The 26,254-nt window shown below is 69.2% G+C and carries 20 protein-coding genes; 7 read left to right on the top strand and 13 right to left on the bottom strand.

All coding sequences use genetic code 11. The annotated features are described in order from the left end of the window. Window positions 1-15: 15 nt before the first annotated feature. The 6 genes from D187_RS19975 to D187_RS19950 all read right to left on the bottom strand — a co-directional run bounded on the left by D187_RS19975 (window position 16) and on the right by D187_RS19950 (window position 6,546). A complete protein-coding gene (locus tag D187_RS19975) occupies window positions 16-1,137 on the bottom strand; it encodes a glycosyltransferase family 4 protein (protein WP_002622515.1) in 1,122 nt (373 codons plus the stop codon). A gap of 16 nt (window positions 1,138-1,153) precedes the next feature. Beyond that, window positions 1,154-2,239, bottom strand: coding sequence for an NAD-dependent epimerase/dehydratase family protein (locus D187_RS19970; protein ID WP_002622516.1), 1,086 nt, complete (start codon window positions 2,237-2,239; stop codon window positions 1,154-1,156). After that, window positions 2,236-3,357: an NAD-dependent epimerase/dehydratase family protein gene (locus D187_RS19965; RefSeq protein ID WP_002622517.1), complete on the bottom strand. Its 1,122-nt coding sequence runs from the start codon at window positions 3,355-3,357 to the stop codon at window positions 2,236-2,238. Before D187_RS19965 ends, D187_RS19970 begins: the two co-directional genes overlap by 4 nt. A gap of 230 nt (window positions 3,358-3,587) precedes the next feature. Continuing rightward, a complete protein-coding gene (locus D187_RS19960) occupies window positions 3,588-4,667 on the bottom strand; it encodes a Gfo/Idh/MocA family protein (protein ID WP_051256427.1) in 1,080 nt (359 codons plus the stop codon). Further along, window positions 4,664-5,632 (bottom strand): MDR/zinc-dependent alcohol dehydrogenase-like family protein, encoded by a 969-nt coding sequence (locus D187_RS19955; protein ID WP_155893453.1) that lies wholly within the window; start codon window positions 5,630-5,632, stop codon window positions 4,664-4,666. The genes D187_RS19960 and D187_RS19955 overlap by 4 nt, the downstream gene beginning before the upstream one ends. A 26-nt stretch (window positions 5,633-5,658) precedes the next feature. Continuing rightward, window positions 5,659-6,546 (bottom strand): glycoside hydrolase 5 family protein, encoded by an 888-nt coding sequence (locus tag D187_RS19950; RefSeq protein ID WP_043430629.1) that lies wholly within the window; start codon window positions 6,544-6,546, stop codon window positions 5,659-5,661. Between the two features lie 178 nt (window positions 6,547-6,724). On the opposite strand from D187_RS19950, the gene D187_RS19945 reads away from it, so the two are divergent. Then, window positions 6,725-8,026, top strand: coding sequence for an inositol-3-phosphate synthase (locus D187_RS19945; protein ID WP_043430627.1), 1,302 nt, complete (start codon window positions 6,725-6,727; stop codon window positions 8,024-8,026). Between the two features lie 15 nt (window positions 8,027-8,041). Here D187_RS19945 and D187_RS19940 read toward each other — a convergent pair whose 3' ends face one another. Continuing rightward, on the bottom strand, window positions 8,042-9,109 hold the full coding sequence (locus tag D187_RS19940) for a glycosyltransferase family 4 protein (protein ID WP_002622522.1): 1,068 nt from the start codon (window positions 9,107-9,109) through the stop codon (window positions 8,042-8,044). A gap of 322 nt (window positions 9,110-9,431) precedes the next feature. After that, window positions 9,432-10,373, bottom strand: coding sequence for a glutathione S-transferase family protein (locus D187_RS19935; RefSeq protein WP_043430625.1), 942 nt, complete (start codon window positions 10,371-10,373; stop codon window positions 9,432-9,434). Window positions 10,374-10,476: 103 nt separating this feature from the next. On the opposite strand from D187_RS19935, the gene D187_RS19930 reads away from it, so the two are divergent. Beyond that, on the top strand, window positions 10,477-11,913 hold the full coding sequence (locus D187_RS19930; protein WP_002622524.1) for an MFS transporter: 1,437 nt from the start codon (window positions 10,477-10,479) through the stop codon (window positions 11,911-11,913). Window positions 11,914-11,931: 18 nt separating this feature from the next. Here D187_RS19930 and D187_RS19925 read toward each other — a convergent pair whose 3' ends face one another. Beyond that, window positions 11,932-14,736, bottom strand: coding sequence for a TIGR02266 family protein (locus D187_RS19925; RefSeq protein ID WP_020918146.1), 2,805 nt, complete (start codon window positions 14,734-14,736; stop codon window positions 11,932-11,934). Between the two features lie 121 nt (window positions 14,737-14,857). Further along, window positions 14,858-16,219, bottom strand: coding sequence for a hypothetical protein (locus D187_RS53985; RefSeq protein ID WP_002622526.1), 1,362 nt, complete (start codon window positions 16,217-16,219; stop codon window positions 14,858-14,860). Between the two features lie 277 nt (window positions 16,220-16,496). Between D187_RS53985 and D187_RS19915 the strand changes: the two genes are divergently transcribed. The 5 genes from D187_RS19915 (at window position 16,497) to D187_RS19895 (ending at window position 23,391) form a co-directional block, all read left to right on the top strand. Continuing rightward, entirely contained in the window at window positions 16,497-17,528 is a 1,032-nt protein-coding gene (locus tag D187_RS19915) for an AAA family ATPase (protein ID WP_002622528.1), read from the top strand. A 9-nt stretch (window positions 17,529-17,537) separates the two neighbouring features. Then, a complete protein-coding gene (locus tag D187_RS19910; RefSeq protein WP_002622529.1) occupies window positions 17,538-18,416 on the top strand; it encodes a DUF58 domain-containing protein in 879 nt (292 codons plus the stop codon). Further along, entirely contained in the window at window positions 18,413-20,509 is a 2,097-nt protein-coding gene (locus D187_RS19905) for a BatA domain-containing protein (protein ID WP_002622530.1), read from the top strand. The genes D187_RS19910 and D187_RS19905 overlap by 4 nt, the downstream gene beginning before the upstream one ends. A 143-nt stretch (window positions 20,510-20,652) precedes the next feature. Next, on the top strand, window positions 20,653-22,038 hold the full coding sequence (locus D187_RS50120) for a chitosanase (protein ID WP_002622531.1): 1,386 nt from the start codon (window positions 20,653-20,655) through the stop codon (window positions 22,036-22,038). Window positions 22,039-22,320: 282 nt separating this feature from the next. After that, window positions 22,321-23,391, top strand: a complete 1,071-nt coding sequence (locus tag D187_RS19895; protein WP_002622532.1) for a glycoside hydrolase family 5 protein — start codon at window positions 22,321-22,323, stop codon at window positions 23,389-23,391. A 141-nt stretch (window positions 23,392-23,532) separates the two neighbouring features. Here the strand turns inward: D187_RS19895 and D187_RS19890 are convergent, their stop codons facing one another. The 3 genes from D187_RS19890 to D187_RS19880 form a co-directional block, all read right to left on the bottom strand. After that, window positions 23,533-24,426 (bottom strand): DUF4751 family protein, encoded by an 894-nt coding sequence (locus tag D187_RS19890; RefSeq protein WP_043430619.1) that lies wholly within the window; start codon window positions 24,424-24,426, stop codon window positions 23,533-23,535. 294 nt (window positions 24,427-24,720) lie between these two features. After that, window positions 24,721-24,927, bottom strand: a complete 207-nt coding sequence (locus D187_RS19885; RefSeq protein ID WP_155893452.1) for a hypothetical protein — start codon at window positions 24,925-24,927, stop codon at window positions 24,721-24,723. 170 nt (window positions 24,928-25,097) lie between these two features. Beyond that, a complete protein-coding gene (locus D187_RS19880; protein WP_043430784.1) occupies window positions 25,098-26,216 on the bottom strand; it encodes an acetyltransferase domain-containing protein in 1,119 nt (372 codons plus the stop codon). Window positions 26,217-26,254 lie beyond the last annotated feature (38 nt).

The raw sequence follows: 26,254 nt of genomic DNA, 5'->3' as shown, positions 1-26,254 counted from the left end.
AATCGAGGGGGGCCGTCAGGAGACATGAGACGTGGGACCGACCCACGCCGCGGAAGGCCGCGCGCGCAGCGCGGCGTAGAGTTCGAGATACGCCTCCACCATGCGGCGGGGCGTGAAGGTGAGCGCCCGGGCTCGGGCCTCGCCAGCCAGACGCTCGCGCTCGGCGGGATGGGCCATCAACTCCCGGAGAGCGCGCGCGAGCCCCTCCTCGTCGTCCGGGTGGACGAAGCGCGCGGCCTCGCCCCACACCTCGCGCAGGCTGGGGATGTCGCCGAGCACCAGTGCACACCCGGCGAGCGCGGCCTCCAGGATGGACAGCCCGAAGGGCTCATAGCGCGCGGGCAGCGCGTAGATGGCCGCCCTCGCCATCCACCCGGCGAGTTCCCCGGGCGGCAGTGCGCCGAGCGATTGCACATGCGGAGCCCGGGCCCTGCCGCCGCCTCCCGGGTGCTGAGCCCCGCCCGCCACGCGCACGGGAAAGGGCAGCCCCGGCGCGACCGCGTCCAACGCCGCCAGGTTCTTGGCCTCGTCCCACAGCCGTCCCGCCGCGAGCACGAACTCTTCCTTCGGGCCGGGGGGGTAGGCCTCCGCCCGCCGCGCGTTGGGAATGACACGCGTGAAGCGCAAGGAGCCATGGAGCCGCTCGGTGGCGGCGAGCATGGCGGCGCTGGGAGCCACCACGCACGCCGCCGCGCGCAGCCCCCGCGACACCTCGCGCCCGTAACGCGCGTATTGCTCGGGGACGGGCTCCCCCTTCACCGCCTCCCACCAGGAGAGGACGCACGAGTGCGCCACCACCAGCGCCGGCGTCCGCCAGGGAAGCGAGCCATGACAGAAGCCATTGAGGTGGACGATGTCGGGAGCCAGCGCCGCCTCCAGCTCGAGCAGCCACTGCCCGGAGGCGCGCACGTCCTCCCAGGGCTCGTCCATCCACTCCAGGCGGTAATGACTCTCATGGAGGGTGAGGTTCGGCAGTTGCCGCGCCTCGCGCCACTGCGCGGCGGACACCGGTGCCCCCAGCGTCGCCAGGTCCACCTGGATGCCCTCGTGCCCGAGCGCGCGGCACAACTCCAGGGCATACGCCCACACGCCGCCCACCGTGTCGGCGGTCATCAACACCCGTCGGACCGACGGCATCAGGAAACCTCCCGGCTCATCCCGCGTGGACCGCGACCGCGGCGCTCGTCGTCGCCAGCCCTTCCAACCACTGGAGGAGCCGGGCCACCCCTTGCTCGACTCCCACCCGCGGTGCCCAGCCCGTGGCGGCCTGGAACCCGCGGGTGTCGGAGACGTAGTAGCGCTGATCCCCGGTGCGCCAGTCCTCGAAGCGGATCTCCGGAGGCCGTCCGGTGTGCTGGGAGATCAGCTCGAGCAACTCCAGCAGGCTCACGGTGCGCTCCGGGCCACCGCCGATGTTGAAGGCCCGTCCCCGGAGCCGCTCGATGTTCGTCTGCGCCAGACGCATGGCGCGCACCAGGTCCTCCACGAAGAGGATGTCGCGCACCTGCATGCCGTCCCCGTAGAGGGTGATGGGCTGGCCCGCCAGCGCCCGGAGGAGGAAGTGCGCCACCCAGCCCTGGTCCTCGGTGCCGAACTGCCGCGGGCCGTAGATGCAGCTCATCCGAAACACCACGGTCCGCAGGCCGAAGGAGCGCCCGTAGTCGAGCACGTACTGGTCCGCCGTGCCCTTGGAGCAGCCATAGGGGCTCTCGAAGTCGAGCGGACAGCGCTCGCTCAGGCCCCGCGCGCGGAGGTCCTCGTCCCGGGGCACGTAGCGGCGACCTTCCTGGACGAACTCCATCCCCGGCAGCCCGCCGTAGACCTTGTTCGTCGAGGTGAAGAGCAGCGAGGCCGGCTCCCGCATGCTCCGCAGGGCCTCCAGGACGTTGAGCGTCCCGCGCGCGTTCACCTCGAAGTCGTGCACCGGGTCCTCGAGGCTGGTGGTCACCGCCACCTGCGCCGCGAAGTGGAACACCTCCGCCGCGCCCTGCACCGCCCGCCGCACCGCCTGCTCGTCGCGGATGTCGCCCACCGTCACGTCGAGCAGCGCACCATGGCGATCCGTGAGCCAGCGCAGGTTGCGCTCCACGCCGGCACGCGAGACGTTGTCGAAGATGTGCACCTGACGGCCCTCTCCCAGGTACTGGTCCGCCACGTTGGAGCCAATGAACCCGGCGCCTCCGAAGATGACCACCTTCCCGCCATGACCACTCTGTTGTCCCACCCGCGCCTTGCTCATACGGTCAATCCCCGCGCCTCGAGTTCCGCCTTCGCCTCGGCCACGCGATCCGTGGCCACCTGCCCCTCGAGCCATCGCGCCAGCTCGGCCAGACCCGTCTGGAATTCCACCTGGGGCTCGTAGCCCAGCACCTGGCGGGCCCGGGTGATGTCGGCGAAGCAGTGGCGGATGTCGCCCATGCGGTACTGGCCCGTCACCGCGGGCCGCAGGTGCGGCAGGCCCATCACCTCGCCGAGCGCCCAGGCCACCTCGCGCACGGTGACGCAGCGCCCGCTGCCGATGTTGATGACGTTGCCGGGAGCCTCCCCGGACTCCATGGCCAGACGGCAGGCGCGCGCCACGTCGTGCACGTTCACGAAGTCGCGCTGCTGCATCCCATCCTCGAAGATGAGCGGTGCGTTTCCATTGAGCATCCGCGCCGCGAAGATGGCGAGCACCCCGGTGTAGGGATTGGACAGCGCCTGGCGCGGGCCGTACACGTTGAAGAAGCGCAGCGCCACCGTGGGGATGTCGTAGGCGCGGCCGGTGATGAGGCACAGCCGCTCCTGGTCATACTTGGACAGGGCATACACGGACGAGAGCCCCGGGGCCTTCGTCTCGGGCGTGGGCAGCGGGGAGAGCAGCTCCCCACTGGCACCACGCAACTCCCAATCGCCCGACTGGAGTTGATCCAAGGTTCGCTCCGTGCCGGGCACGAGACGCCCATCCGGCGTGCGGAAGAGCCCTTCGCCATAGATACTCATGCTGGAGGCGACCACCAGCCGTTCCACGGGACGAGCGATGAGTGCTTCCATCAACACCGCGGTGCCCAGATTGTTCACCGAGGTGTAGTGCGCCACCTCGTACATGCTCTGGCCCACGCCCACGGCCGCGGCGAAGTGATAGACCACGTCCACGTCCTCGAGCGCGCTCCGCACCACATCGCGGTCCCGCACGTCTCCGATGACCAGTTCCACGTCTGGGTTCAGATAGGACGGACGCTCCCGTCTCTCTCCGTGGACCTGGGGGAACAGCGCATCCAACGCCCGGACGTGATAGCCGTGCGCCAGGAGCTCATCCGCCAGATGAGATCCAATGAAACCCGCGCCCCCCGTGATGAGTATTTGCTTGCGCCTCATGCTCCCTCCCAGACAGACAGATGCCGCGTGAGCCATTGCGGCTCAATGACTCACGTCAGTCCTGGCGTGATGGTTTTGTCCTAGGACAAAGACGATCTACATCGGACTCGCTGACCCTGGGACAAGGGATTGAGGACACCTCGCGACATCCGTCGGAGAAGCGACAGTTCACTACGTCCAAAGTCGTTCAGCCGACCCTACTTCAAATGTCGTACCCGGGGACCAGGCCTTCAGTCCACCGCGGAGACGGAGGGCGGGGAGTCCGAGAACGAAGACACCTCGGGCGGCAGCCCGCGCGTCTCTCCGTAGATGCGCTCGAGCGCGCCCGCCACCTGGACGAACTCCTCGGACTCCGGCTCGAAGCGGGCGCCCTGGGCCAGACGGGCCACCCAATCCGCCGCGGCCCGGCCACCCCACTCCTCCGGCGGCTCGGTGAGACGCTCGCGCGAGGTCCCTCGGAACAGGTCCGCCGTGAAGTCATAGAAGGAGCCATTCACGTTGCGGAACGACGCGCCCCCTTGGGTGCCATAAAAGGAGGCCTCGATGACCGCGTCGCACCCGGCGGACAGCTTCCAGGAGCACGCGAGCTGGACGGCGGTGCCCGGCGCGAGTTCCAACTGCGCGGCGGCGAAGTCCTCGACGGCCTCCGTGCGTCCGGAGATGGGGCGGCCCTGGGCGAAGAGCTGGCTCGTCACGCGCCGCACCTCGGGAAAACCCAACACCCAGAGCGCCAGGTCCACCAGGTGGATGCCCAGATCCATCACGCACCCGCCGCCCGAGAGCCTCGGATCGTAGAACCACGCCTTGTCCGGACCATGGGCGTTGTGGAAGACGAGGTTCACCGCGTGGATGTCACCCAGCGCGCCCGACTGGATGCGCTCGCGCAGCCGCCGCATCCCGGTGGTGAAGCGATAGCTGAGGTCCACGCCCAGCAGCCGGTCCGCCGCGCGCGCGGCGTCCACCACGCGCCGGACCTCCTCCTGGGTGCGGCCGAGCGGCTTCTGGCAGAACACGGCCACGCCCCGCTCCAGGGCTCGCACGGACTGCTCGGCGTGGAACGCGCTGGGCGTGGCGATGACCACCCCATCGAGCCCCAGGTCCAGCAGCGCCTCGAGCGAGTCCACCCGCACGCTGCCCGGCGCGAGACGCGAGGCCTCCCGGGCGGCGGCCTCACTGGGCTCCGCCACGCCCACCACCTCGGCCCGCTCGCCGCGGAGGATGGCCTCCATGCGGTGGCGTCCAATCCAACCCACGCCGAGAAAGCCCAGCCTCGGACGGGGCACGGTTCGCTGGAGGGGATGTCCATTCATACGGTGATGAGCGCCTTCAGGAAGCCCTCGGGACGGGTACGCATCGTCTCGAAGGCGAGGTTGAGTTCATCCAGCCCGAAGCGGTGGGTGAAGAGCGGAAAGGGATCCATCCGGCCCGAGGCGACCTCGTCCACGGCGAGCCGGATGCCCTCCACGTAGACCTTGGGATCGCGCTCGTGCGCGTTGACGACGTCCAGGCCCCGCCAATTCCATAGCTGCATGTTCACCTGGCGCGGCCCATCCTGGTGGTAGCCCGCGATGACGAGCTTGCCGCGCTCGCGCGTGAGCTCGCCGGCGAGGTCCAGCGGCCACTGCTCGCCCACCACCTCGATGACCCGGTCGCAGAAGGTGCCCTGGGTGAGCGACTTCACTCGCTCGATGATCTTGCAGTGGTCATCCATGGGAATGCACTCGGCGGCGCCGTACAGGCGCGCCAGCTCGAGCGCGTAGGGCCGCCGGGTGATGGCGAGCACGCGCGCCCCGGCGTTCGTCGCCAGCCGTGTCACCAGCGCTCCGAGAAAGCCAATGCCGATGATGGCCACCGTCTGTCCGGCCTGGAGGTCCGCGCGGCGGAAGATGTTCATGGCACAGCCCAGCGGCTCGCCCGGGAAGGGCTTGCCCGCGAGCGCCGGAGGCAGCAGCACCGCCGCGTCCGTGCCCACCACGTCGTATTCGGCATACGCGGCCGAGGACAGGGCCGCCACGCGCTGGCCCACCCGGAAGCCCGTCACGCCACGGCCCACCGCGTCCACCACGCCCCAGCCCTCATGACCCGGGGCGCCCGGCCGCATGGGATAGCGGAACCACTCGCGCCCTTCCCAGACGGGGAGGTTGGAACCACACACCCCACAGCCCTCGAGCTTCACCCGCAGGGTGCCCGGCCCCGGCTCGGGCCGCGCCACGCGCTGAACCCGGGCGCCCCTGGGCCCCGCGAGCACCGCCGCCTCCATTGTCGCGCTCGACATTCCCACCTCCATACCGTCGTGGTCTCCTACTTCGCGTAACGGCGCGTCATGCGCGCGCAGAACTCGGCGAACTCCTCGATCTGTTGGGGTGGACTCGTGTGGTGATCGTTGATGCCGCGCGAGCCCGGGGTGAAGCAATACGTCAGCGTCACGTCGAAGTCGTCGAGCACGCTCATCTGCCGGTCGAACCAGGCCTCCGCGTTGGGCCGGTGGCTGTCCGCCCAGCTCAGGCCCGTGCGCAGCTTCTTGACGCCCAGCTTCTTGAGCCACGCCACCGCGTCCTCCAACCGGGGGTCCTCGAAGTGGAACCACTGGCAGATGCCCAGTTGGGGCGTGTAGTCCGCCAGGTGGCGCAGCGCGCGCTTGGGTGTGCCGTCCTCCGTGAGGAGCCCCATGTAGAAGTGCCGGTAGTACGACGAGCCCTCGGCCTCGCGGTGGCGCGTGGTCGCCGGCCAGGCCTTCGGCAAGTCATAGAGGCTGTACCAGAACACCCGGTCCACCTGGCCAAGCAGCAGCTCCGCGGTGCGCCGCAGACCGAACTCCTGCACCTCCTCGGCGCCAAAGGTGGAGACGCCCACCTCGGTCACCCAGACGGGGTGGCGCGAGGCGGCGCGCACCTCGGCGATGCGCTCGGGCCACTCGTGGATCTGCCAGTGATTCCAATCGAGTGGAAAGCCATGCACCGCCACGACATCCACCTCGTCCAGCGCGCCCAGGTCGGACATCCGGCGGAGGAAGGCCACGTCGATGGGAGACATGCCCCCGAGGACCCGGGTGAGCAATGGATTCTCCGCCCGCACCGCCACTCCGGCGAGGCGCACCATGCGCGAGAAGATGCTCCAATCCTTGTCGATGCCGAAGTCCCAGTGGGACATGTTGTTGGGCTCGTTCCACAGCTTGATGGCTTCGATCATTGGAAGCGCCAGGATTCGCATGAAGCACGAGAAGTGACGCGAAACATTCCGCGAACAGACCACTATAGGACACCTCGGAAGTCACCCGGTCGACATGACCTCGCAGGACACCCTCTCCATGCCATGGTGGTGTGGACATGGGTCCGCCAGCCGCCGCGGACCACACCTCGAGGAACAGATGAAACGATCGACCTCCCTGCCTCCCCCTGGAGGAAAACTCGCCGTCCTGCTGCCAGGAATGGGCGCCGTGGCCAGCACGTTCATCGCGGGCGTCCTGCTGGCCCGCCGGGGCCTGGGCCTACCGGTGGGCTCGCTCACGCAGATGGGAGGCCTGCGCGTGGGCGGAGAACGGGTCCGCCTGAGCCAATATCTGCCATTGGCCCGCATGGATCAGCTCGTCTTCGGCGGCTGGGACATCTTCCCCGAGAATGTCCATGAAGCGGCCCTCCATTCCAAGGTGCTGGAGCCCGCTCAGCTCGAGCCCATCCGCGAAGAGCTGGAAGCCATCCGGCCCATGAAGGGTGTCTTCCATCCGCAATACGTGAAGCGGCTGCACGGCACGCACGTGAAGACGGGCGCGACCAAGGCGGATCTGGTGGAGCAGGTGCGCCAGGACATCCGCGCCTTCCTGCGTGACAAGGATTGCACCCGCGCGGTGGCCGTCTGGTGCGGCTCCACCGAGACCTACGTCGCGGCCGATCAGGTGCACGCCTCCCGCCGCGCCTTCGAGGCCGGGCTGCTCGAGAACGCTCCCTCCATCACCAATTCGCAGCTCTACGCCTGGGCCTGCATCCAGGAAGGGGTGGCCTTCGCCAATGGCTCACCCAACCTCGCGGTGGACTTCCCCGCCGCCGCCGAGCTCGCGCGCCACCACGAGGTGGTGCTCGCCGGCAAGGACTTCAAGACGGGTCAGACGCTGATGAAGACCGTCATCGCCCCCGCCCTCAAGGCGCGCATGCTCGGGGTGCGCGGGTGGTTCTCCACCAACATCCTCGGCAACCGCGACGGCGAGGTGCTCGACGATCCCGAGTCCTTCCGCTCCAAGGAAATCACCAAGCGCGGCGTGCTCGAGGAGATCCTCCAGACGGGGGACCACCCGGAGCTCTACGGGGACCTCTTCCACAAGGTGCGCATCGAGTACTACCCGCCGCGGGGCGACGCCAAGGAGGGCTGGGACAACATCGATCTCTTCGGCTGGCTGGGCTACCCCATGCAGATGAAGATCGACTTCCTGTGCCGCGACTCCATCCTCGCGGCGCCCATCGTGCTCGATCTGGCGCTGCTGATGGACCTGGCGCAACGCGCGGGCCGCATCGGCACACAGGACTGGCTCGGCTTCTACTTCAAGAGCCCCATGACCGATGCGGGCCACTCGGCCGAGCATGACCTGTTCCCGCAGGAGCGGCGGCTCAAGAACACCCTGCGCGCGATGATGGGGGATGAGGCCCGGGGCCCCTCCAGCACCGAGCGCGACGACTGAAGCCCGCCCCTCGCGTCAGCCCGCGCGCAACAGCCGCGCCCAGGGGTCCACGGGCCGCATGCGCAGCGCCGCGTAGAGTTCCAGGTACGCCTCCGCCATGCGGCGGGGCGAGAAGGTGAGCGCCCGGGTGCGGGCCCGGTGCGCCTGGCACTCGCGCTCGGTGGGGTGGGTCATCAACCAGCGCAGGGCCTGCGCGAGCCCCTCCACGTCATCCGGATGGACGAAGAGCGCGGCGTCTCCCCACACCTCGCGCAGGCTCGGAAGGTCTCCGAGCACCAGCGCGCACCCGGCGAGCGCGGCCTCCAGCACGGACAGCCCGAAGGGCTCGTGGCGCGCGGGCAGCGCGAACACGGCCGCCCGGGACATCCACCCGGCGAGCTCCTCCTCCGACAGCAGCCCCAGCGACTCCGCCTGCACGGTGCGAGGCGCCTGCCCCGCGATGCGCACCGGCACGGAGAGCCTCGGAGCGATGGCCTCCAGCGCCGCCAGGTTCTTGGTGTCGTCCCACACCCGGCACGACGAGAACACGAAGGGCTCCTTCGCATCCGGAAGGAAGGCCTCCGCGCGCCGCGCGGGAGGAATGACGCGCGTGGAGAGGAAGGGGCCATGGTGCCGCTCGACCGAGGCGAGCATGGCCGAGGTGGGCGCCACCACGCACCCCGCCGCGCGCAGGCCCCGCGTCGTCTCCCACCAGGGGTGCGCATAGCGCTCGGGCGAGTGCCCTCCCGGGAGGGTCTCGCCCCACGACAGGGGACACGCGCGCGCCACCACCAACGTCGGTGCCTTCCAGGCCAGTTCCCCATGGCTGGCGACATGCAGGTGGACGATGTCGGGGGCCAGTTGCTCCTCCCGCTCCAGCAGCCACGCCTCCCACGCCTCCGCCTGACAGGGGCTCTCGTGGAGGACGAGGCCGGGTACGCCCCGCGCCTCCATCTCCCGGGCGGTGGACAGGGGTCCTCCCAACAGCGCCAGGTCCACCCGCACGTCCCGGGCCGCCAGCGCCCGGCACAGCTCCAGCGAGTCCGTCCACACACCGCTCACCGCGTCCGTGGTCATCAACACCCGCTGGACCGGCGAGTTCATGGAGCCCCGCGACTGCCCCCTCATGGGACTCGAGGGTCCGCCAGGTTCCGGGATCCGACGCGGCATGGTGCCTCCCATCGGACACGCGCCTCCCACCCCCCCGCGCGGCCCGGGTTCAAGCTTCAGGAGCCGATCACGGGGTGAGGGCTCCAGTACCTCGAGAAAACTGTAACCACAGCGATTCCCGATGTGGCGCGGAATCGGCACCTTTCCTTCGTTCCGAGGAGCATCTGGCGATGGGAGTCACTGCCATCGCCCTCGGGGGCAGGAAGAGCCGGCGATGTCGGCGGGAGGACAGACGGGCGCCTCTCGCGATGGGTGGCTACTGCGCCGCGCGCACCTGGAAGCCGAGGCGCGGGAAGTGGACGACCAGCTCGCCGGCGCGCGCGTCGGTGCGCCGGATGGCGAGCTCGTTCGGACGGGACAGCACGAACTCGCCCTCCACCGGATCCTTGCCGTAGTCCGTGGCCGACACCTTCACGCGCGAGCCCTTGGCCAGCCCCTGCTGCGCATCCAGGAAGGGCTCGTCGGCGAGGGGCTCGGGCTGGCCGCGCGCGGCGATCGCGATGGCCTCCGTGCTCGACAGTTGCTCGGGCGCGCCCTCGCTGAACGTCTGGCAGCGGTCGAGGAAGCGCTTCACGTGCGGGGCCTCGTCGAGGATGCCCGAGACCGCCTTCACCTGCTGGACGAACCAGAGGCAGTGGTAGACGGAGAAGTCGGCGAGGCTCGGGGCCTGGCCGAACAACCACGGTCGGCCATCCGCCAGCCGCGCGTCGAACTGCTGGAGGTACAGGCGCAGCGCCCCCGTGGCCTCCTGGGGATTCATGCCCGGCGAGCTGGCGCCAGCGCTCAGGGCGGCGCGATCGGCCAGGAAGGCCTTGATGTGCTCCGGAGGCAGATTGCCGAAGAGGCTCTGCACGCCCGCGGGCTGGAAGATGTGGCCCACGGCGGCCCCGAACAGCGAGGAGTCCGCCCACTGCGCCACGATGCGCGCCAGCCCCGCGGACTCGGGCGGGTGGAGCGTGGGCGTGGGCGCGAGCCGCTCCAGCACGTCCGCGATCAGCGCCGAGTCACAGTAGATGTCCGAGCCGATCTGCAGGAAGGGCGTCTTGCGGTAGCCGCCCGTGAGCGCCACCACGTTGGGCTTGGGCATGATGACGGGGATGACGACCGAGGACCAGCGCAGCCCCTTGAAGCCGAGGATGGCGCGGATCTTCTCGGAGAAGGGCGAGCTCGGGTAGTGGTGGAGGAGGAGCTGGGGCACGTGGACTCCTGGTGAAGAGGGAGCGGCCATCTGAGCGAGCGCCTCCAGGCCCGTCAACACGGTGGGCGTGACAGGTCTGGGGGCAGGGAGCATAAGGACAATCGTGACTTCGCCCCCGCCGTCCCCCGAGGCTCCGCCCCGCCCATCCACGACTGGCTCCCGGCTCGCCTCCATCGCGGTGGCCAGCGCGCTGTTCATGGAGTTCATCGACTCCACGGCGTTGTCCACCGCGCTGCCCGCCCTGTCCACGGCGTTCGGAAGCGATCCGGTGCACCTGAAGCTGGCCCTGACGTCCTACATCCTCGCGCTGGCGGTGGTGGCGCCGGCGAGCGGGTGGATCGCCGACCGGTACGGGCCCCGGCGCGTGTTCATGACGGCCATGGGGGTGTTCCTCGTGGGCTCGGTGCTCTGTGGATTCTCGCGCTCGCTGGCCGAGCTCGTCGTCTTCCGCATGCTCCAGGGTGTCGGGGGCGCGCTGATGGTGCCGGTGGGCCGGCTCATCGTCGTGAGCTCGGCGCCGCGCGAGCGGCTCGTGTCGGCGATGAGCTGGTTCACCATGCCCGCGTTGGTGGGTCCGCTCGTGGGGCCGCCCCTGGCCGGCTTCCTCCTGAAGATCGCGGACTGGCCGTGGATCTTCTTCATCAACGTGCCGGTGGGAATCCTCGGCATGCTCGCGGTGCTGCGCTTCGTGCCGCCCCTGCACCAGCCGTATCCGGGCCGGTTCGACATGAAGGGCTTCCTGCTGGCGGCCACCGCCATCACCTCGCTGGTGGGCGCGTCCGAGGTGGTGGGCATGGGGCTGGTGCCGGCGGCCGTGCAGCTCGGCATGTGGGGGCTCGCGCTCGGGTTCATCGCGGCCTACATCCGCCATGCCCTGCGGGTGGAGCGGCCGGTGCTCAACGTGCGGCTGGTGCGCTACGACACCTTCCGGGCGAGCCTCATCGGCGGCACCGTGGTGCGGGTGGGCCTGGGCGCCACGCCCTTCCTGCTGCCGCTGCTGTTCCAGGTGGGGCTCGGGTGGGGGCCGCTGGAGACGGGACTGGTGACGGTGGGCACGGCGGTGGGGGCCATGGCGTGCAAGCCCGTGGCGCCCGGCATCATCCGCCGGTTCGGCTTCCGCTCCACGCTGATCTTCTCCAACCTCGTCACCGCCACGATCACGGCCCTGCCCGCCTTCTTCCGGGGGTGGACGCCGGTGCCGCTCATGGTGCTGGTGCTGGTGGTGGGCGGATTCATGCGCTCCATGCAGTTCACCGCCCTCAACACCGTGGCCTACGCGGACATCCCCCACAACACGGTGAGCAACGCCTCCACACTGTCGGTGGTGACGCAGCAGATGGGGCTCAGCCTGGGCATCAGCTTCGGCGGGTTGATGCTGCACCTGGCGCGCGGAGACTCCGAGGGGGTCATCACCCCGGGGCAGTTCATCCTCCCCTTCGTCGCCGTGGGCGTGGTGACGGCGCTCGCCGGGCCGCTCTTCCGGCGCATGTCCCCCGAGGCGGGCGCCAGCATCCAGGGACGCAGCCGCATGGCCGCGTGAGGGCCGCGCGGTGCCCTCTCAGCTCTTGCCCACCACCTTCTTGAGGAAGCCCCAGAAGCGACCCGAGCGCTCCTTGAGTTCCTGGCCCCGCCGCTCCTCGGCCGCCCGCGCCGCGTCCTTGGCCACGCCCAGCCGCTGCCGCAACTCCTCGGGCGTGTAGCGCGTGGCCAGCGTGGCCTTCATCTCCTTGCGCGTCGAGTACTCCTGCGCGTTGACGTGCAGCACGCATTCGGAGTCCAGGCGCAGCGTCACCGCCACGCGCACCGAGCCCTTGGGCCCCTTGGGCAGGCCCTCCAGCCGCGCCGTGCCCAGGTACTCGTTGGCGGAGATGTGCGCGTCCTCGCCCTGGAAGATGGACAGCTCCATGACTTCCTCGTCATCGCGCGTGGTGGAGATGGCGAAGGAGCGCTGCGCGGGCAGGGGCGTGTTGCGCTCGATGACGCGCGTGAAGACGCCGCCGGGCATCGCCACGCCAATCGTCATGGGCAGCACGTCGATGAGCACCACGCTGCTCACCCGGTCCACCGCGCCGGAGTAGAGCGCCGCGCCCAGGGCCACCGCCTCGTCCGTGTTGACGCCCGCGTGCGGCGCCCGGCCGAGCACCTCCTTGAGCTTCTCGCGCACCAGCGGCATGCGGCTCTGCCCGCCCACCAGGAGGATGTCGTCGATGTCCGAGGGGCGCAGCTTCGCGTCCAGCAGCACGTCCCCCACCACGTCCAGCGTGCGCATCACCAGCGGCATGCACACCTTCTCCATCTCCGCGCGCGTGAGCGTGATGTGCATGTCCCGGGGCCGCCCGGCGTCGTCCACCATGAGCATGGGGATGTGGACGTCGTAGGCGTTGGACTCGGAGAGCGCTACCTTGGCGCGCTCGGCCGCGTCCGCCACCCGCGACAGCGCCACCCGGTCTCCCTGGAAGGTCACCCGCTCCTGCTGCTGGAAGCGCTCGAGCAAGAGGTCCACCAGCACGTTGTCGAAGTCCATGCCACCCAGGAAGATGTTGCCGCCGGTGGCCAGCACCTCGAACACGTTCTTGTCGATGCGCAGCACCGTGGCGTCGAAGGTGCCGCCGCCCAGGTCATACACGAGCACCCGCTTGGCCATGTCCCGGTTGAGCCCGTACGCCAGCGCCGCCGCGGTGGGCTCGTTGAGGATGCGCTCCACCTTGATGCCCGCGAGCCACCCCGAGCGGCGCACCGCCTCGCGCTGCGGCTCCGAGTAGTACGCGGGCACCGTCACCACCGCGCGCTCCACCTTCGTGCCCAGGTGCTGCTCGGCCAACTCCTTGCACTCGCGCAGGATGATGCCCTGCACCTCCTCGAGCGACAGCACGTGCTCGCCCATGCGCACCGCCGCCCGGCCGCGCGCGTCGGGGAGGATCTCGTAATGGAAGCGCTCGCGCACCTGGTTCACCACGGCGCTGTCGTAGGGACGCCCCACCATGCGCTTGGCGCCGTAGATGGTGTGCTCCGGACGCAGCAGCACCTGGCTCTTGGCGCGGTGGCTCACCAGCAGCTTGCTCTGCGTGGACAGCGACACCACCGAGGGGATGGTGTTGTAGCCCTCGCGCGAGCGCAGCACCGTGGGCTTGTTGTTCTGCATCACCGCCACGCACGTGTTGGTGGTGCCCAGGTCGATGCCGATGACGGGACCCTTGCCCTCGATGCTCGTGGGCGGCGTGAGGAAGACGGTGAGCACCTGCCCCGGCGTGGTCTTCGGCTCGAGCGGCAGGGCCTGGGGCTTGAAGGGCGAGGGCGCGGGCCCGACCACCGGCACCACCGTGGAGGGGCGCACGGGTGTAGGAGCCGCGGCGGGAGGCGGCGCGGGCGCTCTCGCGGGAGCAGGCGCGGGCGCTCGCGTGGGAGGCGGCGGCGCTGGAGCACGCGCGGGAGGAGGCGGCGCGGGCGCTCTCGCCGCGGGCCGCTGGGATGATTGCCCCGCCACCGGCCGCGCCAGCTCGAGCGGCTCGTCTTCGTCGGAGGACTCCAGCTCCAGTTCCACCGCGCTGCCCCGCTGGGCGGGCGCGGGAGTGGCCGGAGCCGTCGCCGGAGGAGCACCGCGAGGCTTGAGCGGAGGCCCGGAGCTGGCCGCCGCCGAGAGATCCTCCAGGTCGAATTCCCGCGGGCCCCTGGACCCGAGTCCTCCGGCGCTCGACTCGGGCTCGTCCGACTGGGAACTCGGGGGCGTGAAGGCGAGGAGCTCGTCGAGCGACATGTCGACGGCGTTGACGGGGGCCGTGACGGGCGGAGGCGGCGGGGGAGTCGCGGGCGGCGGCGCGACGGGCGCGGGCGTCCGGGTGGGAGCCACCGCGGGACGCGTCCCCGAGGGAGTCTTCGCGGACGCCACGGCGGGAATGCCCTGCCGGGAGGGCATCCGGGGCACGGGAGCCACCACCGGGATGAGCGGGGCCACGGAAGGGGCCGCGACGGGAGGCGGCGTGAGGCTGGGAGCAGCCTTCCCCGGCGCGGGCGCGCCCGCCTGCGCCGAGGCGTTCTTCATCTGCAACATCCGGTCGACGAGGGCCTGGGAGGCCTCATCCAGCTCCGTGAACTGGATGCCCATGCCGGCCGGCCCCGTCACGTCCTCGACGGGCCGCGACCAGCGCACCACCGCCGAGCCCTTGAGCATCCGCTGCCCATCCGCGATGCGCACCTCGAAGCGCACCGGAGTGCCCACGGGCTGCGGCTCGCGCGAGCGGATGAACATGCCCCCGGGGCTGATGTTGACGGCGTACTCCTGCACGAAGCTGACGACGCTCGTGTGCTTGAGTTTCACCAGCAGGCCCACGGCCTTGCGTTCCGAGGTGCGCCGACCCTGATCCATCCCATGGACTGTCGCGGGTCCGACTGCCTCGCTCAAGTGTTTCCGTCGCCCTCGCCTGCTCGAATGCCAGCCACCTCCCAAAGGGGACGCGCGGGGTGTACCCCCTGCTCCCACGCCCTTCTCACGGAGCGAGAAGCCGAAGGAAGGCCTCCTGGTCCCCGTTCACCGCGTCGCCATGGCGCTGCAGGCCCGTGAGGGCGAGGCCCTGGCCGGGGACGAAGTCCAGCGCGGTGGCCACCACCGGGCAGTTTCCCTCGGAGCACTCACCGGGCGTCAGCACCTGCTCGTTCCGCTGCTCGCCCTCGGGCGAGTACTGGCTCAGGGTGTCGCCACACACGGCCGCCACCGAGCCCTCCCCGTCGAGCGTCACCGCCGGAGCCGCCGGCGCCTGGCCACAGGGAAGCGCGCGGGCCCAGCGCTCCACGCCCTCGGCCCCCGAGGAGAGGACGAAGGCGCCGGGACCGGACAGCCGGGAGTCTCCCCACGTCAGGTCGCCGGAGAACTCGCCCACGAGCACCCCACCCCCCGCCGGATCCACCTCCAGCCCGGAGACGTGCGCGTCCACCCCCTGCCATGCCTTGCCCCAGGCGAGGCGCCCCTCCCCGCCGAAGGCGAGCAGGAGCAGGGACGACGCCCCCGGAGCGCCGAAGCGTTGTCCGTCCACCGTGAGGACGCCCTCCAGGCGGCCAGCCAGCAGCCACTGCCCCGAGGGCATCCGCGCCGCCGCGCGCAGCTCGGTCCCCCGCTCGACCACGTCGAGCTGCCGCGTCCAGACGAAGGCGCCCTGGGCGTCATGGTGGGCGAGCACCGGGAGGAGGCCGTCCGGCGTCCACTCCTCGGCCGCGACGAAGACGCCTCCCGAGGCATCCGCCACCGTCGCGTACACCTTCTGCCCCACGCGCCGCTGCCAGAGGGGCTCGCCCTCCGGGGAGAACTTCACCAGGAAGCCGTCCGAGGCCGCGCCCAGGCCGAAGTCGATGTCGTACAGGAAGGCGTTGCCCGACAGGAAGAGCTCCCCACCCGGCGAGGCCACCACCCGGGGAGCGTCCACGCGGTTGCGGGGAAACTCGCGCGTCCAGAGCCGCTGTCCTTCCGGATCATGGCGGGCCAGGGAGAGGGCGAGCTGCTCTCCCTCGACGGGGGCCCGGTCCGCGTCCTGGCGCGGGGTGGACAACCACACCAGGGAGACATGACCGGAGCCATCCACGGCGAGCCCCGTGCCGAGGTCGTCCTGGGGCCCGCCCACCCGGTGGAACCAGGGCCGGGCCTGGGGAGCGGGGGCGGCCTCGGCGGGAGGAAGCGCGCCGGGAGCGGACGGGGTGATGGGACCCGCCTCCTGGGGAACCCGCTCCTGCGTCGAGGGGGCCTCGGACGCCTCCGCTCCAGCCTCCAGGCCACCACACCCGGCGGCGAAGGCGAGCCACGCGGCGGGCAGCAGCCGGTACCACGCACGGTGGGTGATTCCCTCGGACAGACGATGCATGAGCTTGTCTCCACCCGTTTCCCGGTCCGCGAGGACCCCAGGAGAAACGAACCGGTGGAAGGTAATGGGGTCATTCCCTTTGGCATCCCCCCCATCCCGGCGCCGTCCCAACCCCCCCGGAGGGCAGGGAGACAACCTGGGGGGGAGGGGGTCCCGAACGCGCCGGTGGGAAAGGAATAGACCGCCCCCGGAAAGGTTGGCAGCCCACGTTCGAGCCGCGGCCCCACGCGAAACCCTTGGTCCGCGTGCCTTCCCGCGATTAAGACGATCCTCCTCTATGGAAAGCGCCTCCCCGACCACCCCCGCCACCGCCCCGGCACCCACCAGCGAGGATCTCCAGGCCGTCGAGGAGCTCGCCCGGGCCAAGGCCCAGATCCAGGCCCAGATCGAGAAGCGCGTCGTGGGGCAGCGCGACGTGGTGGATCACCTGCTCATCGCGCTCTTCGCCCGCGGCCACTGCCTCTTCGTGGGCGTGCCGGGCCTGGCCAAGACGCTGCTCATCTCCACGCTGGCCGACGTGCTCAACCTGTCCTTCAACCGCATCCAGTTCACCCCGGACCTGATGCCGTCGGACATCACCGGCACGGACATCCTCGAGGAGGACAAGGCCACGGGGCACCGCGCCTTCCGCTTCCTCCAGGGGCCGCTGTTCGCCAACATCATCCTCGCGGACGAGGTGAACCGCACCCCGCCCAAGACGCAGGCCGCCCTGCTGCAGGCCATGCAGGAGTACCGCATCACCGCCGGCGGCCGCACCTACCCGCTGGAGCTGCCCTTCCTCGTCTTCGCCACGCAGAACCCCATCGAGCAGGAGGGCACCTACCCGCTGCCCGAGGCCCAGCTCGACCGCTTCATGTTCCTGGTGGACGTGGGCTACCCCACGGCCGAGGAAGAGGTGGAGATCGTCAAGTCCACCACGGGCGGCACGCCCCCGCCGCTGGAGAAGATCCTCTCGCCCGAGCGCATCCTCGCGCTGCAGGCCCTGGTGCGGCGGGTGCCGGTGCCCGACCACGTGGTGCGCTACGCGGTGGAGTTGGTGCGCCACACCCGCCCCAAGGAGCCGGGCGTGCCGGACTTCATCCAGAAGAACGTGTCCTGGGGCGCGGGCCCTCGCGCCAGCCAGTACCTGGTGCTCGCGGCCAAGGCGCGCGCCATCCTCGGCGGGCGCTTCGTCGCCTCGGTGGAGGACGTGAAGGCGGTAGCCCGGCCGGTGCTGCGCCACCGCGTGCTGCCCAACTTCACCGCCGAGAGCGAGGGCATGACGTCGGTGAAGCTGGTGGATCAGCTCGTCTCGCTGGTGAAGGGATAGCGGCCCCAAATGCTGCTGGACGCCCAGACACTCTCGCGGCTGCAGGGCGTGAAGCTGCGCGCCCGCGCGGTGATGGAGGGGGTGCTGTCCGGCCTCCACAAGAGCCCGCACCAGGGTCAGAGCGTGGAGTTCGCCGAGCACAAGGAGTACGCCCCCGGCGATGAGCTGCGCCACCTGGACTGGAAGGCCTACGGCAAGTTCGACAAGTACTACGTCAAGCGCTTCGAGCACGAGACGAACCTGCGCTCGGTGATGGTGGTGGATGCCTCCGCCTCCATGGGCTACCAGAGCACCGCCCTGTCCAAGCTGGAGGTGGCCAAGACGCTCGCGGGCGCGCTGTGCTACCTGCTCGTGCGCCAACAGGACGCCGCGGGCCTGGCCGTCATGACCGAGGGGCGCTTCCGCGACGTGCCCCCGCGCGCCTCCGCCGGCCACCTCAACGTGCTCCTGGATGCCCTGGAGGAGGCCACCGCCAAGGGCGGCACCCAGCTCGTATCCGCCGCGGACCACCTGGCCGAGGTGCTCCCGCGCCGCTCCTCCGTCGTCATCCTCTCGGACTTCCTCGACGAGGACCCCACGGCGCTCAAGCGGATACTGGCGCTGCGCCAGCGCAAGAACGACGTGGCGGTGTTCCACCTGGTGGACCCCGCCGAGCTGACGTTCCCCTTCGATGACCCCACGCTCTTCCTCGACATGGAGGGCGAGGGCCGCGTCGAGGTGAACCCCCGCGAAATCAAGGAGAGCTACCTGGAGGAGTTCGGCGCGTTCCTCGACGGGGTGAAGGTGGCCTGCGCGGAGGCGGACGTGGACTACGAGCTGGTGCGCACCGACGAGCGGCTGGACGAAGTGTTGCTGCGCTTCCTGGGCAAGCGCGGGAGGCGGCGTTGACCTTCGCTCACCCCTGGATGCTGCTCGGCGCGCTGGCGGCGCTCATCCCGCTGCTCGTGCACCTCTTCGATCGGCGCCGGCCCCGGCCCCACCCCTTCGGGCCCATGGCCTTCGTGCTGCGCAGCCAGAAGCGCACCGCGAGCCGGCTCAAGCTCAAGCGGCTGCTGCTCTACACCCTGCGCACCCTCATCCTGCTCGCCCTGCCCATCGCGCTCGCCATGCCGGAGTTCCGGCGGGACGCGGACGCGGCCGTGACGGTGAAGGGCCCGGCGGCCACGGCCATCGTGCTGGACGCGTCGCTCTCCATGCGCTGGTCGGATGGCACCTCGCTCTTCGAGCGCGCCCGGGACGAGGCGCGCGACGCGCTGGCGGACCTGCGCCCCGAGGAGCCCGCGACGGTGCTGGTGTGCACGCACGCGCCCGAGGCGCCCGGGGCCCCGGCCTTCGATAGAGGCCGGCTGCGGCAGCTCATCGACGAGGCCCGGCCCACGTACGCCGCGGCGGACCTGTCGCGCTGCCTGGACCTGGCGGCGCGCTCGCTGGAGGAGAGCCCGCTGGCGGGCAAGCGCCTCGTAGTGGTGTCGGACCTGACGGCGGGCTCGCTGCGGCTCGAGTCCCCGGCGCCCACGGTGAAGGGGCCCACGGGTGAGTCGGTACGGCCCGAGGTCGTGCTGCGCGACGCGGGCCGGGACGCCCTGCCCAACCACGCGCTGGTGGACCTGAAGGTGGAGCCCGCGCTGCAGGCCGGCCCCCGCGCCTTCCAGTTCACCTTCACGGTGAAGAACCACGGGGACGCGCCCCTCAAGGACCTGGAGGCGGCGGTGCGCGTGGGGGACACCACGCTGGGCAAGGGCTTCGTGGACGTGCCCGCCCATGGCACGGCGCAGAAGTCGCTCACGGTGCGCTTCACCCAGGGCGGCACACTCTCCGGCGAGGGCACGCTCACGCCCGACGCGCTGGCCGAGGATGACCGGCGGGCCTTCGTGCTCGCGGTGCCCCGGCCCTTGAAGGCCCTGGTGGTGAACGGGGCACCCAACGCCACGCGCTACCGGGACGAGGCCTTCTTCGTGGAAGCGGCGCTGTCGGCGCCGGGCTCGCCCGTGCAGGCGGTGGTGCGCGACGCCGAGGCCGGCTGGCGCGAGGACCTCACCCCGTATGACCTGGTGCTGCTGTTGAACGTGACGGCGCCGGACCAGGCGGAGGCGGCGAAGCTGCGCACCTTCGTGGAGAACGGCGGCGGGCTGTTCGTGAGCATGGGCGACCACGTGGACCCGGAGGCGTACAACACGCGCCTGGGCGCGCTCCTGCCCCGCCCGCTGCGGCTGGTGCGCACGAGCGTGGAGCGCGACGACCCCTCCGCCGAGGACAAGGCGGAGAAGCTCGCGCAGGTGACCACCGAGCACCCGCTCTTCGCGCCCTTCACCGGCCGCGCGGAGGAAGGACTCACCGGGGCGCACTTCTACCGGTACATGCTGCTGGAGGCCGAGGGCAGCGGGGCGACGGACGGCACCAACCAGGTGCTGGCGGCGTACCAGGATGGAGCCCCCTCGGTGGCGGTGGCGCGGCGGGGCAAGGGCCGCGTGGCGCTCTTCACCAGCACCGTGGACCGGGACTGGACCGACTTCCCCATCCGCACGAGCTTCCTGCCCCTCATGCAGCGCTTCGCCGCGTACCTCACCGGCTCGCTGGAGGAGCGCGAGGAGCAGCGCGTGCGCGTGGGCGAGACGCTCGCCCTGCGTCCCGAGGGCACCCAGACGGTGTCCGCGGTGAAGGCGCCCGAGGGCCAGGACGTGCCCTTCAAGCCGCAGCCCGATGGCACCGTGGTGGTGGGCCCCATCGAGCAACCCGGAACCTTCTCCGTGCTGGGCGCGGACGGCAAGCCCGTGCCCGCGCTCGCCTTCGCCTCCACGCTCGACCCCGCCGAGAGCGACCTGTCCCGGCTGCCCCAGGACACGCTCGCCGCCCACTTCGGCGAGGAGACCGTGAAGGCCTCGAGCTCGGACGCCGAGCGTCCTCCCGTGCCCCTGTGGACATGGCTCATCGTCGCCGCCGCGATCGCCTTCTTCCTCGAGGGCACCCTGCTGCGGAAGTAGCTCCGGACTTCACGCCAGGTAGAACTCTCTTCGCTCAAACCAAGTAAACCATGTTTACATGGCGTTCCCCGCGTCCGGGCTCCCCGCCCGGAACGTGCCTTCCACCCCAAGGAGGCCACCGCGGCAGGAAAGGAACGCCAAGCATGAACGCTCATCGACATGGAACACCGCGTACGGGAGGCCGTCACCTGGCCCTCATGGGACTGGCCGCCTCGCTCGCCGCCTGCGGCGGGACGGGCGAGGACTTCGCGGAGGCGGCAGGAGAACTGGGCCAGGAGCTCGCGGCCTGTTCGTACTCCATCACCACGAACACCTACGACGGCCCGGACTACTGGGGGACGATCATCTTCAAGAACACGGGCACGAGCGCCATGACGAGCCCGCGGATCGCCTTCACGGTCCCCAGCGGCGTGACGTGTGACCACGACGAGGCCGGCTGGACGCACACCCAGAGCGGCACGACGTGCACCTACTCCCGCACGTCGGGGCTGACGGTGGGGGTGAACGCGTCCTACACGTTCTACTACTCCACCACCTCCTCCACCTCGTTCACCGCGGGCAACGTGCAGATCAGCGACCCGAGCTGCGGTGGCACCGGCACCGACGGCGGCACGGGCACCGACGGCGGCACCGGCAGCGATGGCGGCACGGGGACGGATGGTGGCACCGGCAGCGACGGCGGCACGGGAGTGACGGCCAACCAGAAGAAGGTGGCCGAGGCCATCACCAGCATCTGGGAGAACGACACCCCGGCGCTCGACTACGCGTACTCCGAGAACATCGGCGACGGCCGGGGCTACACGAGCGGGCGCGCGGGCTTCTGCACGGGCACGGGCGACGCGATCCAGGTCGTCCAGTGCTACCAGGCCCTGCGCAGCGCGAGCAATGGCAACCTCCTGGCCAAGTACATGCCGGGGCTGACCACCATCAACAATCGCTTCCTGTCGACCGGCGAGAGTCAGGCATCGACGTCCGAGCTGGATGTCATCGGCAACTGGCGGAGTGATTGGGGCGCGAGCTACAACAACACCACCACCCGGGCGGACTTCAAGAGCTGCCAGGATCAGGTGAGCGAGCGGCTGTACTTCACGCCCGCGATGAACGAGGCCAAGAAGTGGGGCCTCACCACGGCGCTGTCCAAGGCCGCCTTCTACGACGCGTACATCAACCACGGCACGCTCGGGGAGTTCATCCGGGCGGCCAACAACGCCCTGGGCAATACCAGCCAGACCGCGCCCGCGATTGGCCGCAATGGCATCACCGAGAGCGCCTTCCTTCAGAAGTTCCTCGAGAAGCGCCGGGACGTGCTCTACAACGACTCCACGTGGCGCGAGGCCGTGGACCGCGTCGCCCTCTACGAGAAGCTGCGCCGCCAGGGCAATTGGGATCTGTCCAGCGCCGTCCGCAACGACGTACGCGCCCGGGACTGCTGGGGCACGACCTACCCGGCCAGCGGCTACACCGTGCGGCAGATCAACCCGGATGGAACCTGGAGCACGCCAGGTAGCTATACGTACTCCTGCAACTAGTCTTCAAGACAGACGAACACGGTGAGCACTCCCCGGGCGCATTCACGAGGTGCCCGGGGAGAAGCCCGCCTGCTCGACGGGATCGGTCACTTCGCCGCTCGGGAAACCCCAGGACAGGTCGCGGACGCGGTGCTCGCGCATCTCGGGGGCCCAGGACGGCTCCCCCCTCCTCAGGCATCCAAGCAGCCATGAGCCGTTTAGTACTGATTTACCTAATTTGCTTGACCTCATTTGAGATTGAGCACACATTGCCCATCCCACAAGTTGGAGGCAAAACCACATATGAAGAACACCCGAATGCTGGGCTGGCTCACCCTGGGGGCGTTTCTCTGGGGTTGTGGTGGACCGCTCGAGGAGCAGTCCGTGACCCAGGAGCCGGAGGCCCGCGCGAATGAGGCCACGCTGGCCGGACCCCTGCCCTACCGCGGGATCAACCTCGCGGGTGCCGAGTTCGGCTCGGCGATTCCGGGCACGCACGGCAAGGACTATGTCTACCCGGATCCCTCCTACGCGAACTACACCACAGCGGATTACTACCTCACCAAGGGCATGACGACGTTCCGCCTGCCTTTCATGTGGGAGCGACTGCAGCGGACGCGGAATGCCGCGTTCGACGCCACGGAGTTGAGCCGGCTGAAGACGACGGTGAACCGGCTCACCGGCAAGGGCGCGACCGTCATCCTGGATCCGCACAACTACGCTCGCTACAACGGTGCCCTCATCGGCTCGGCTGTCCCCAACGCGGATTTCGCCGACTTCTGGACGCGCCTGGCCAACGAGTTCAAGGGCAACACGAAGGTCATCTTCGGCCTCATGAACGAGCCCCACAGCATGCCCACGGAGCAGTGGCTGGGGGCGGCCAACGCCGCCATCCAGGCCATCCGCAACACCGGGGCCACCCAGCTCATCCTCGTGCCGGGCAACGCGTGGACCGGTGCTCATTCGTGGGCGAGCAACTGGTACGGCACGCCCAACGCCACGGTGATGCTGCAGGTCAAGGATCCCCGCAACAACTACGCCTTCGAGGTCCACCAGTACCTGGACAGCGACTCCTCGGGCACCCAGGCCTCCTGTGTGAGCGCGACCATCGGCGCGCAGCGGATGCAGACCTTCACGAACTGGCTGCGCGCGAATGGCAAGAAGGGCTTCCTGGGAGAAGTGGCCAGTGGAACGGACTCGGTCTGCCTGAGCGCCCTCGACAACATCATGGACCACCTCGAGGCGAACTCGGATGTCTACCTCGGGTGGACGTACTGGGCCGGTGGACCCTGGTGGGGCAGCTACTTCTTCTCGCTCGAGCCGACGAGCGGTGTGGACAAGCCCCAGATGAGCGCGCTGAGCAGCCACCTCTGACGGAGTCTCCCCCGCCGGACATCGTCCTGGCCTCTTCGTGAGCTGGAAGGTTCCGAGGAGGCCAGGGCGGTACGTCACACCGTTGATGCTGGGCCAGGACGCACGCCAGCGCTCCTCTGGACTGCGCAGCGGGACGCAGCGTCACCAGACCAGGCGAGCGGTCCAGTTCGAGCCACCCCAGGCCTTGTAGGTGATGATGTCGCTCGAATGGGCACGCGCGAAGTCTCCCTGGGGCGCGTGAAGGAAATTACGCTGCTCCAGCCGCACAGTCCATTTGCCGCCGTCCACGCTGACGTAATTCATGATGGTGTCGGCCTTCGACTTTGACCAGTCGCCGTTCGGCGCATGAACGAAACGAGTGCCGTCGAACCTGGCGGTCCAGTTCGAGCCATCCCAGGTGGTGTAGTTGATGATCGTGTCCGGGTGCGCCTTCGAGAAGTCGCCATTCGGCGCGTGCAGGAAGCTCGGCGATCCTGGAGCAGCGGCAAGACTTGCCAACAAACCCGCATTCCCGAGTTCTCTTACCTTCTCCATCCCAGCGTTGGATATTTTCTGCCCATTGTCGAACAGCACGACATAGGCATGCTTATGGAGATAAGGTGTCAGTGTGCCTGGCTGGATGGAAAAGCGCCTCGATTCCGCGACTTTTTCGAACAAATGCACGTTCCTGAAAAGGACATCGGACGCATCTTCCAGCAGTTCGAACCAGTTCGAAAAGTCTTGCAGCGTAATCGTGTCCTTACTCAAGATACTCTGCAGCCAATTCACTTGTTTCGAATTCTGTTGGGTCGGCAGGTAGAAGTAGATATCCCGAAAGATGAATTTTTTCGAATCCTTCTCCAGATTCTCAGGGATCCAGTACCACTCGGAGTATTCGGGAGAGAGCCCACCCCTCGTGTCTGTCCCCTGGAAGGTCAGTACGGAATCTTTGTATATCTTTTTATACAGTGGGCTGCCGTTTTTGCTGTGCTCCACGATGAAACCCACCGCCTTGACAACCGCCTCGAGACCACTGATCAAACTCGTCGGTTCCATGACATCATCTCCACGGTCATTTGAAGCATTGATGCTCTGGGCTGTCCTGCATGTAAGCCTGCCCGGCCTGAGAGCACGTATCTCGGAGCATGCACGCGCCATGCCTGAGGTGCTGGCCGCTGCCGCGTTCTGGGGAGAGGCGAGGCCCTCTGCCATCCATGCTCGGTTGTCATATCAATGACGTGTCAGTGACATGTTAGCATGCCGCGCACCACGAGGCCGGGCCTCCGGCCTTGCGAAACACCCCTGAGAGGTGTCAGCCCCCTCCCCTCCTCGAGTTCGACAATTCCAGCATCAGAAGGGGCGATCCGGCATGCCGCGCTCCAGCCAGGACTCATATTCCACCAGGATGTCGAGTTGATCGAGCAGCACGACACCCAGGAACGAGAGCAGGCCCAACACCAGCAGGGCCCATCCCGCGCGTCGCAGTTGGGTTGACAGCCACAGCCCTCCCGCGAGCACGGCCACCAGCGGCAGGGGAAGGACCCACAAAACACTCACCCCGGGTGGAGGGACTACCTCCCCGACGCGGGTGCAGGGCATCACCGACACGCAACCCACTGCATTCACTGTCACCCCGTAACACCCCGGGCCCGGCGCTCCTCCCTGGAGAGCCGGGCCCTCGTTGTCAGCTCACCGTGCCCAGCCTCCTGACATCTTTTGCCGGCGCCTCACACGTACCGTGTCCACCCCTGGGGATGGGCCGCCTTGTAGCGCCGGTATCCCGCGCAGGCCACGGACAACACCCCCAGGGCCGCCATTGCCGCCCCGTAGGTCGCGCCCAGTCCGAGTTGCTTCTTGACCCCCAGCAAAATCGCCGCGCCGTACAACAGATGGACATGGAGCAGGTAGAAGAACAACGCCGTCTGCCCCAGCAGCCGCAGTGGCGCGAGCACCTTCACCTCGCCCCAGCGCTCCTGCACCCACCAGAATCCCGCCAACAGCAGCGCCATCAAACCCAGTTCCAGCGCGGCGTAGGCCAGGCTCGGGGGGTATTTGCTCACGTGCAGCCACTGCAACAAGGCATCCCCCTCGCGGTAGAGCCTTTCATTGCCATAACCATTCAGCCCTCGCACCAGCAGGAACAGCCCGAGCGATGCCACGCCGGACGCCCCCAACAGTCTCGCGACTCCCGCGCGAGAGGCGAGCAGACGGCGCCCGAAGGCATACCCCAGGCACATCATGCCCAGCCAGGGCACCAGGGGATAGCCGATGATGAAATGGTTCTGCTCGAAGTACCCCACGTTGAACAACAGGGCCACCGGCACCGAGGGCGAGCCCCCGTGGGTCAGCACTCCCGAAATCCATTCGTTGCCCGCGATCAGGAGCAGACCCAGCCCCACCAGGGTCCGCGCGCTCAGTCGGCGCAACGCGACCATGCACATCGTCCCCACGCCCAACACGTACATCACCTGGAGAAGCCATCGCCCCCACGCCAGGAGGATCCAGGACATCCACAGCGGATCCAACAAGGCGATGAACAGGCCTCGCCGGAGGTGAAAGCCGTCCAGGCCACGAGGAGACTCCCCTTCCGCCAGACGCCGGTGGAGGGACAGCGCCAGCGCGGTCCCCGCCAGGAAGACGAAGGTGGGCGCGCACAGGTGCGTCACCCAGCGCGTCAGGAACTGCTCGGCCGGGAGCGCCGAACCCACCTTCCAGCGTGACACGCCATCCGCGGCGACCCGCCCCGCGTTGAAGGCACCCGAGGCGTGGTCGAGCGTCATCAACACCATCACCAGTCCCCTCATCCAATCGAGCGAGGCCAACCGACGTGAGGAAGGAGGACTCATCTCGAAGCTCGAGGGAGGGAGGTTCCGCACCTTCTATC

This window comes from Cystobacter fuscus DSM 2262 (assembly GCF_000335475.2).
Taxonomy (GTDB): Bacteria; Myxococcota; Myxococcia; order Myxococcales; family Myxococcaceae; genus Cystobacter; species Cystobacter fuscus.
Note: the sequence above shows the minus strand (reverse complement) of the source record. Positions and strands in the feature narration are given on the sequence as shown.

Bases quoted from the DNA above. Each gene is read 5' to 3' on its own strand.
- D187_RS19945 (WP_043430627.1), top strand. From the start codon at position 6,725: ATGAAACGATCGACCTCCCTGCCTCCCCCTGGAGGAAAACTCGCCGTC.
- D187_RS50120 (WP_002622531.1), top strand. From the start codon at position 20,653: ATGAACGCTCATCGACATGGAACACCGCGTACGGGAGGCCGTCACCTG.
- D187_RS19950 (WP_043430629.1), bottom strand. From the start codon at position 6,546: ATGATCGAAGCCATCAAGCTGTGGAACGAGCCCAACAACATGTCCCAC.
- D187_RS19895 (WP_002622532.1), top strand. From the start codon at position 22,321: ATGAAGAACACCCGAATGCTGGGCTGGCTCACCCTGGGGGCGTTTCTC.
- D187_RS19975 (WP_002622515.1), bottom strand. From the start codon at position 1,137: ATGCCGTCGGTCCGACGGGTGTTGATGACCGCCGACACGGTGGGCGGC.
- D187_RS19925 (WP_020918146.1), bottom strand. From the start codon at position 14,736: ATGGATCAGGGTCGGCGCACCTCGGAACGCAAGGCCGTGGGCCTGCTG.
- D187_RS19960 (WP_051256427.1), bottom strand. From the start codon at position 4,667: ATGAATGGACATCCCCTCCAGCGAACCGTGCCCCGTCCGAGGCTGGGC.
- D187_RS19970 (WP_002622516.1), bottom strand. From the start codon at position 2,239: ATGAGCAAGGCGCGGGTGGGACAACAGAGTGGTCATGGCGGGAAGGTG.
- D187_RS19890 (WP_043430619.1), bottom strand. From the start codon at position 24,426: ATGGAACCGACGAGTTTGATCAGTGGTCTCGAGGCGGTTGTCAAGGCG.
- D187_RS19955 (WP_155893453.1), bottom strand. From the start codon at position 5,632: ATGTCGAGCGCGACAATGGAGGCGGCGGTGCTCGCGGGGCCCAGGGGC.
- D187_RS19915 (WP_002622528.1), top strand. From the start codon at position 16,497: ATGGAAAGCGCCTCCCCGACCACCCCCGCCACCGCCCCGGCACCCACC.
- D187_RS19880 (WP_043430784.1), bottom strand. From the start codon at position 26,216: ATGAGTCCTCCTTCCTCACGTCGGTTGGCCTCGCTCGATTGGATGAGG.
- D187_RS53985 (WP_002622526.1), bottom strand. From the start codon at position 16,219: ATGCATCGTCTGTCCGAGGGAATCACCCACCGTGCGTGGTACCGGCTG.
- D187_RS19940 (WP_002622522.1), bottom strand. From the start codon at position 9,109: ATGAACTCGCCGGTCCAGCGGGTGTTGATGACCACGGACGCGGTGAGC.
- D187_RS19965 (WP_002622517.1), bottom strand. From the start codon at position 3,357: ATGAGGCGCAAGCAAATACTCATCACGGGGGGCGCGGGTTTCATTGGA.
- D187_RS19910 (WP_002622529.1), top strand. From the start codon at position 17,538: ATGCTGCTGGACGCCCAGACACTCTCGCGGCTGCAGGGCGTGAAGCTG.